General features: G+C 67.2%; 6 protein-coding genes. 2 read left to right on the top strand and 4 right to left on the bottom strand.

Annotation, left to right across the window (positions count from 1 at the left end):
* Positions 1-15: 15 nt before the first annotated feature.
* Complete coding sequence (locus D7316_RS04690; RefSeq protein ID WP_124707252.1) at positions 16-1593, bottom strand: (2,3-dihydroxybenzoyl)adenylate synthase; 1578 nt, start codon at positions 1591-1593, stop codon at positions 16-18.
* 24 nt (positions 1594-1617) lie between these two features.
* Here D7316_RS04690 and D7316_RS04685 point away from each other — a divergent pair, with 24 nt between their 5' ends.
* Positions 1618-2301: an isochorismatase family protein gene (locus tag D7316_RS04685; protein WP_124707251.1), complete on the top strand. Its 684-nt coding sequence runs from the start codon at positions 1618-1620 to the stop codon at positions 2299-2301.
* Entirely contained in the window at positions 2298-3017 is a 720-nt protein-coding gene (locus D7316_RS04680) for an SDR family oxidoreductase (protein WP_232016766.1), read from the top strand. Before D7316_RS04685 ends, D7316_RS04680 begins: the two co-directional genes overlap by 4 nt.
* Positions 3018-3084: 67 nt before the next feature.
* Here the strand turns inward: D7316_RS04680 and D7316_RS04675 are convergent, their stop codons facing one another.
* The 3 genes from D7316_RS04675 to D7316_RS04665 form a co-directional block, all read right to left on the bottom strand.
* The gene (locus tag D7316_RS04675; RefSeq protein ID WP_232016765.1) at positions 3085-4068 is read right to left on the bottom strand and encodes an ABC transporter substrate-binding protein; all 984 of its coding nucleotides are present in this window, start codon (positions 4066-4068) and stop codon (positions 3085-3087) included.
* A gap of 85 nt (positions 4069-4153) precedes the next feature.
* Entirely contained in the window at positions 4154-5308 is a 1155-nt protein-coding gene (locus D7316_RS04670) for a lipase family protein (protein ID WP_124707250.1), read from the bottom strand.
* Positions 5305-6696 carry a hypothetical protein gene (locus D7316_RS04665; RefSeq protein WP_232016764.1) on the bottom strand — a complete coding sequence of 464 codons (1392 nt, stop codon included), beginning with the start codon at positions 6694-6696 and terminating at the stop codon, positions 5305-5307. Before D7316_RS04665 ends, D7316_RS04670 begins: the two co-directional genes overlap by 4 nt.
* Between the last annotated feature and the right edge of the window lie 20 nt (positions 6697-6716).

The following is a 6716-nucleotide window of genomic DNA, read 5'->3' as shown; positions in this document are numbered from 1 at the left end:
CGAGCCCCCGGGGCGCTACCCGGCGAGCAGGGCCCGCAGCTTCTTTCGGCTGACCTTGCCGACCCCGGTCTCGGGAAACCCGTCGACCACTTTCACCGTGTCCGGCAATTTCCATTCCGCCAGGCCGGCCTCCCGCACGAATCGGCGGATGCCGGCCAGGTTCGGCGGTTCCTGCGGGTCGGCCGGGATCACGTACGCGCATGTCCGTTCGCCGAGGTACTGGTCGGCGACCGCCACCACCACCGCATCGCGGACGCCGGGGTGCTCGAGCAGTTGTTCCTCGAGCTGTTCGGCGGACACCTTCTCGCCGCCACGGTTGACCCGATCGCCGCCGCGACCGCGCACGACCAGGTTGCCGTGCTCGTTCAGCTCGACGACGTCACCGGTGCGATACCAGCCGTCGGGTGCGAACGAATCCGCACCCGCGCCGGCCCAGTATCCCCGAATCGTGTACGGGCCCTGCGTCTCCAGGAATCCGGGCCCGGAGGACACCGGTTCGCCGGCCTCGTCGACGATGCGCACCTGATCGGCGTCCGACATCGGACGCCCCTGGGTCGTGCAGATCTCCTCGATCGGGTCGTCGAGGCGGGTGTAGCAGACCAGGCCCTCGGCCATCCCGAACACCTGCTGCAGGGTGACTCCGAGCGCGGGACCGATCCGTCGGGCCAGCTCATCCGGACAGCGGGCGCCGCCCACCTGGATGGTCTCGAGGGACGAGATGTCGAACTCGGTGCCCCGTTCCGCCGTCTCCGTCCACAGGCGTGCCAGGGGCGGCACGAGGCCGGTCATCGTCACGCCCTCGCGCTGCACCATTTCCCATGCGACCGACGGGGTCGGCGACGCCGTCAACGCCACCGTGCCGCCCGCGTACAGAGCACCGAGGATGCCCGGTGAGCTCATCGGGAAGTTGTGCGCGACAGGCAGGGTCGCCATGAAGACGGTGTCGCCGGTGACGCCACAGACCTCGTTGCTGCGTCGCACGCTGTAGAGGTAGTCGTCGTGAGTACGGGGGATCAGTTTGGGGATGCCGGTGCTGCCACCGGAGAGTTGCAGGAACGCCAACTCGGACGGATCGGCGCGGCCGTGCTCGATCGGCTCGGCGAACAGGGAGTCGAGGTCGTCGACATCGATGAGGTGACGGACCGAATCCACCTGCCCGGCCACGGCTTCGACGAGCGCCCGGTGATCGAATCCCTCGTGCGCGCGCGGTGCGACGATCGCGACGGCGCCGGCCGAACGTGCGATACCGACGAGTTCCGCCTCCCGGTGGGCCGGTAGACCGAACACCGGGACGGCGCGGGCCCGGAACAGCGCGAAGACCGTCTCGACGAACGCGACGCGGTTCGGGATCTGCAGCAGGACGCGATCATCGGGGCGGATGCCCAGTGCGGCCAGACCCGCGGCGAGCAGATCGACGCGTTCGTGCAGCTCGGCGTAGCTGAGACGGCGGTCGACGTCGACGACGGCGGTGTGTGACGCGATGTCGGCGTCACCCGCCCACGCTCGGAGCACGTCGTCGAACGTCTCACCGCTCCATAGACCCAGCGCACGGTACTGTTCGGCGAGTTCGGGGGACCACGGTGCAACCTTCATGACAGGTGAGGCTACCCTAACGATGTGGCCATTCCTTCAATCAACCCGTACGAGATTCCCCGTGGACCCTTCCCCGCTCGCGTTGACTGGACACTCGAGGCGCCTCGCGCTGCGCTCCTGATCCACGACATGCAGCGATACTTCATCGACGCCTATCAAGTCGATCGGGAGCCCATGGCGACCGCGCTGCCGAACATGATCCGGATCCGCGAGGCGTGCCGGCGCGCCGGCGTTCCGGTGGTCTACACCGCACAGCCCGGCGATCAGCATCCCTCCCGCCGTGGCATTCTCGCCGACTTCTGGGGCACCGGACTCGAGGCCGGTCGCGACGAGGAGGTCATCCCCGAGCTCGCCCCGGATGCCGGCGACATCACGGTGACCAAGTGGCGCTATTCGGGCTTTCAGCGCACCGACCTGCGCCAGCTGCTCGCCCATCACGGGCGCGACCAGCTGATCGTCGTCGGTGTGTACGCCCACATGGGCTGCATGATCAGTGCCGCAGAGGCGTTCATGAGCGACGTCGCACCGTTCTTCGTCGTGGATGGCATGGGCGACTTCACCCGCGACGAGCATCAGATGGCGGCCGAGTACATCGGCAAGCGGGCCGGCCTGGTGGTGACCAGTGATCACGTCGTGAAGTCACTCGCCATGACCGCGGCGACCGCCTCGGACCACCCCGACGTCGTCGCCACCGGATCGACCCGGTGACCGAGGCCCCCATCGCGGGGATCGCCGGCCGCCGTGCGATCGTCACCGGCGCTGCCGGTGGGATCGGCCGCGCCGTCGTGGACGCGCTGCGTGTGGCGGGTGCGGAGGTCCATGGCTGGGACCGGGCGGGCGTGGGTGTTGCCGTCGTCGACGTCGCCGATCGATCGGCGGTCCAGAATGCCTGGCGGACAACCGAAGACGCCTGCGGTCCGGTCGACATCGTGGTGCAGGCGGCCGGGGTGATGACCGACGACTGGAACCTGTGCATGGCGGTGAACGCCGGGGGTGTCCGCAACGTCGTGGATGTCGCGGTCGCAGCGATGACGTCCCGGGGACGAGGCTGCGCGGTCGTCGTCTCGAGCAACGCCGGCGCCACCCCACGCGCCGACCTGGCGCCCTACGCGGCATCGAAGGCCGCCGCGACTTCGTACGCACGCAGCGTCGCGCTGGCCGTCGCGCCGGCCGGCGTCCGGGTGAACATCGTGTCACCCGGATCGACCGACACCCCGATGCTGCGGGGCATGTGGTCGTCGGACGCAGACGAGGCGCGGGTGCTCGCCGGCACCCCGAATCGGTTCCGGCTGGGCATCCCGCTCGGGCGCATCGCGGACCCCGCCGACATCGCCGCCGCCGTCGTCTATCTGGTCTCCGATGCCGCGCGCCACGTCACCATGCACGACCTCCGGGTCGACGGAGGCGCCACGCTCGACATGTGAACGATCATCGGCCGTCTCAAAAGAAATCCACCCTCGCGCGCGAGGGTGGATTTCTCACGAGGGGCAGCTACATTCGCGCGGCAACGGGGTCGAGAAGCCCGATCACATACGCCACCGACGGTGCACTGGGCACACCGAAGGCCGGGGCGTTGTCGTTGGTGAGGTACACGACCGTGTCGTTCTTCACCGCGGTCAGATTGTCCCACCCGGGGACCTTCTGATAGACGGAGTCGTCACCGAGCGTCCACGCGACGAGCAGATCGGAGTCGAGCAGGTCGATCCGCTCGGACGAGATCGGCGAGCGTGTCGCCGAACCCGTGTGCTCGGCCGCGAGCTTCGGGTTCAGGGTGAACCCTAGTTGCGTGAGAAGTCCCGCGGCCGGATCGTCGGTGGAGTTGATCGCGCCGATGTTGCCGGTCGGCTGGAACTGCGCGAACGTGAAGGTCTTGCCGACGGCGTTCGGGTGATCGGACGTGAACTTCTCGATCTTGCCGTTGGTCTCGTCGACCAGCTCCTGCGCCTGCGACTCCTTGGTGAAGATCCTGCCGGCGGTGGTGGCGATGTCCTCCCAGGTGTCCACCGTCGCACCCTTCTTCATCACCGGGATGGTCGGCGCGAGCGCACGGAGCCGGTCGTAGTTCTTCTGATCCCCGGTGTACCCGGCGAGGATGAGATCCGGCTGGAACGCGGCGATCTCCGAGATATCGAGCGCCGCCAGCGAATTGACCACCTTCACCTCGGAGTCGTGCTCCGGTGTCCAGGCGAAGTGGTTGTTCGGGCCGGCATAGCCCTTCTCGACGAACTCCGCGGTGATGGGGATGTCAAGGGCGGCAAGAGTGTCGGTCCAGTTGGCGAGCAACGTGACCACACGCTCCGGCCGCTTCTCGATCGTCGTGCTGCCGAACTCGTGCTCGATCGTCACCGGGGTGTACTCGCCCCCGCTGCTCGAGTTGTCGTCCTCGGCCGGAGCCGAGCACGCGGCGACCACGCCGACGAGCACCACGGTCAGCGCGATCAGCAGGGTTCGGATGGCGAAACGCAGAGTGTTCAAGGCAGTTACCAATCACTTCGGAATCATGGGTGTACGCGACGTCGACGGTCTGGTCACGCTGGTCTGGTCGGCGGGAACGTCGGGGTCAGCGCCGGACCGGCCATCGCTGCTCGTCGGACCATTTCAGCGCCACCGTCTCCGACCACGACCCCAGACCGTGCCCGGCCTGCGCGGTGCGGAAGTCGATGCGCGCGCCGCCGGAACGGGTTCGGTCGACGAATTCCGCGGTCAGCGGCGCGAAGGCGACCGGGTCCAGGGTGCCCTGCTGGATGAGCAGTGGCGCCTGGTAGCCCGACGTCGGGACGCCGGTGACCGCACGGAGCGCCGGGATCAGCGGCCCCTGGTCGAACGGCCTGGCGATGAGCTGCCCCACCGTCATACCGCGGGTGGCGCGGCCCTGGTTCGGATAGCACAGCGTCTTCGCATCCTCGACGACCTTGCGTCCCAGCGGGGTCAGGTAGGAATCGACGTCGAGGCCCGGTCGGGCGACCTTGAGTCCGGCCAGCACGTAGGAGAAGTACGTGACGTAATCGGGTACGGCGACGGGCGGTACGCCGGGCCGCAACAGCTGGAAGTAGTCCGCCAGACCAACCGGCGGCGAATTGACCACGCCCCCGACATTCGTCAACTCCGGTGTGTACGACGGTGCCAGGTGCGAGGCCCACAGCGACGCGTGACCACCCTGCGAGGCACCGCTGGTGACGAACCCGGTCGACGTCTGTCCACCGCGCTGCGCCACGACTGTGCGCGCCGCGCGGACCGAGTCGAGCACGTTCCGGCCCGACACCGCGCCGTCGAGGTAGGCGTGCTCCCCCGGCCCGCCGATGCCGGCGTACTCGGTCGCGGTGATCACGTAACCGTCCTCGAGCCACGGTCCCAGCCAGTCGTCGTAACGACCCTGATGGCCCATGCGGTCGGTGACCGTGCACTGATCACCCAGCCCCGCGGTGCCGTGGGCATACCCGAGGACGCGCCAACCACCTTCTGGTGCCGCCTTCTTCGGGATCATCACGGTGCCGCGCACGGGCACGAGCGCGCCGTCGGGGCCTTCCGACAGGTAGGTCATCGCGATGACCGTCCCCGCTCCGGCCACCGTTGCGTCGGGTCGATCGGTGATGTCGGTGGTGCGCAGCACCGTGCCCGCCCGCTGCTGCGGGGTGGCCTGGGCCGTCGAGATCGAGACCAGACCGATGCCGAGGACCAGCACGCTGATGATCGCTATCGCACGTGATGACGTCATGCGACCGCCGCCTCCACTTTCTTGTCCTCGGCGAAGCACATCGACCGCAGGACGTTGTGATACGCGTTGAAACCGAAGTTCAACGGCGCGTAGAAGAGTCCGAATGGTCGCGGAACCAGATTCGCGACGCCCGGTAGTGCGATGGGCAACGCGTTCGCATAGACGACCTGCGCGACGTAGATGCTGAAGTACATCGTGTAGTAGGCCGCGGTCATCGATTTGGTGACCGGGAGGTCCCACAGCCGGACCTGCTTGCCCATGTTCTCGCCGGTGGTGATGTTGTGGACGAGGCCGATGACGATGTCGAGCGGCGCACCACCGGTCGCGATACCGAAACTGTTGTCGCCGATCGTGATCGGGATGTCCGGTGAGACGTAGCCACCCAGCAGGGAGATCAGGCCCTCGATCTGGTTGTAGTCGGCCGGATCGGCAGGGATCAGGTTCACCGGCACCCAGGTGTTGCGCATGCGGTTCTCGACGTCCCTGGCGATGCCCGCGATCGCCGCCCTCGTCGCGGGATCCTTGTTGGTGTCCGTGAGGTACCGGGTGGTGCGGTCGACGATGCGCGACATCGGCTGATTGCCGATGGGTTCGCAGCCCTTCTGGTCGGCGAGATCGACCTGCCCGGCGATGTCCTCGATGAGTTTCGGGACCGAACCGGAGAAGCGTAGATCCTTGATCGGCTTGCCGGCGCGGTCGCGCTCCTCCTTGGTCATCGACACGAGACAGGAGTTCACGAGGGCGGAGGAGATGAACTGGTACAGGTAGCGTGCGCCGTACATCCCCACGTAGAACGGAAGCGTGATGAGGAACCGCACGTTGATCGGACCCCAGATCGGCGCGATGTTCGGCACGGCGCTCAACACGACCGTCAACGGGATGATGACCGTCGTGTATATCAGCAGCCACACCGTCTCGACCGCCTGGGCCAGGGTGAGATTCTCTACTGTGATCGCCTGGAACTGCTTGCCGTGCCGCACATTCAGCAGCTGCGAGACGACATACAACGAGATCGGGTCGCGGTACTTCATGATCGCGTCACCGCGCTGTGCGCCGAGTTGCGACGGATGATTCGAGACCAGCATGTTCGAGATGCGCAGCCGGTCCATGTCCCGGTGGGTCTGCGCCTTGATCTTGTCCTTGTCCTTCTTCACCTGAGGCGGAAGGTACGGGAGGAACGAATCGAAGATCGAGTCGTAGATCTTGCCCAGCGTGGCGAAGTCCGAACCCACGCACTCCTTGCTGTTCGCCCCGGTGGCAATCGGTTGCGACGACGAGGGCGGTGTCGCGGGTACCGCCTCGGCCGGCGCGGCGAGCGAGCCGCGGGTCTCGGCGAATCCGACGGTGATGACCGCGGCCAGCATGATGATCGTCAGACGGCGAAGCAAGCGTCCAACCTCTCTACCCA

This window comes from Gordonia insulae (assembly GCF_003855095.1).
Lineage (GTDB): Bacteria > Actinomycetota > Actinomycetes > Mycobacteriales > Mycobacteriaceae > Gordonia > Gordonia insulae.
Note: the sequence above shows the minus strand (reverse complement) of the source record. Positions and strands in the feature narration are given on the sequence as shown.

Coding starts and splice junctions, on each gene's coding strand:
- D7316_RS04690 (WP_124707252.1), bottom strand. CDS start 1,593: ATGAAGGTTGCACCGTGGTCCCCCGAACTCGCCGAACAGTACCGTGCG.
- D7316_RS04670 (WP_124707250.1), bottom strand. CDS start 5,308: ATGACGTCATCACGTGCGATAGCGATCATCAGCGTGCTGGTCCTCGGC.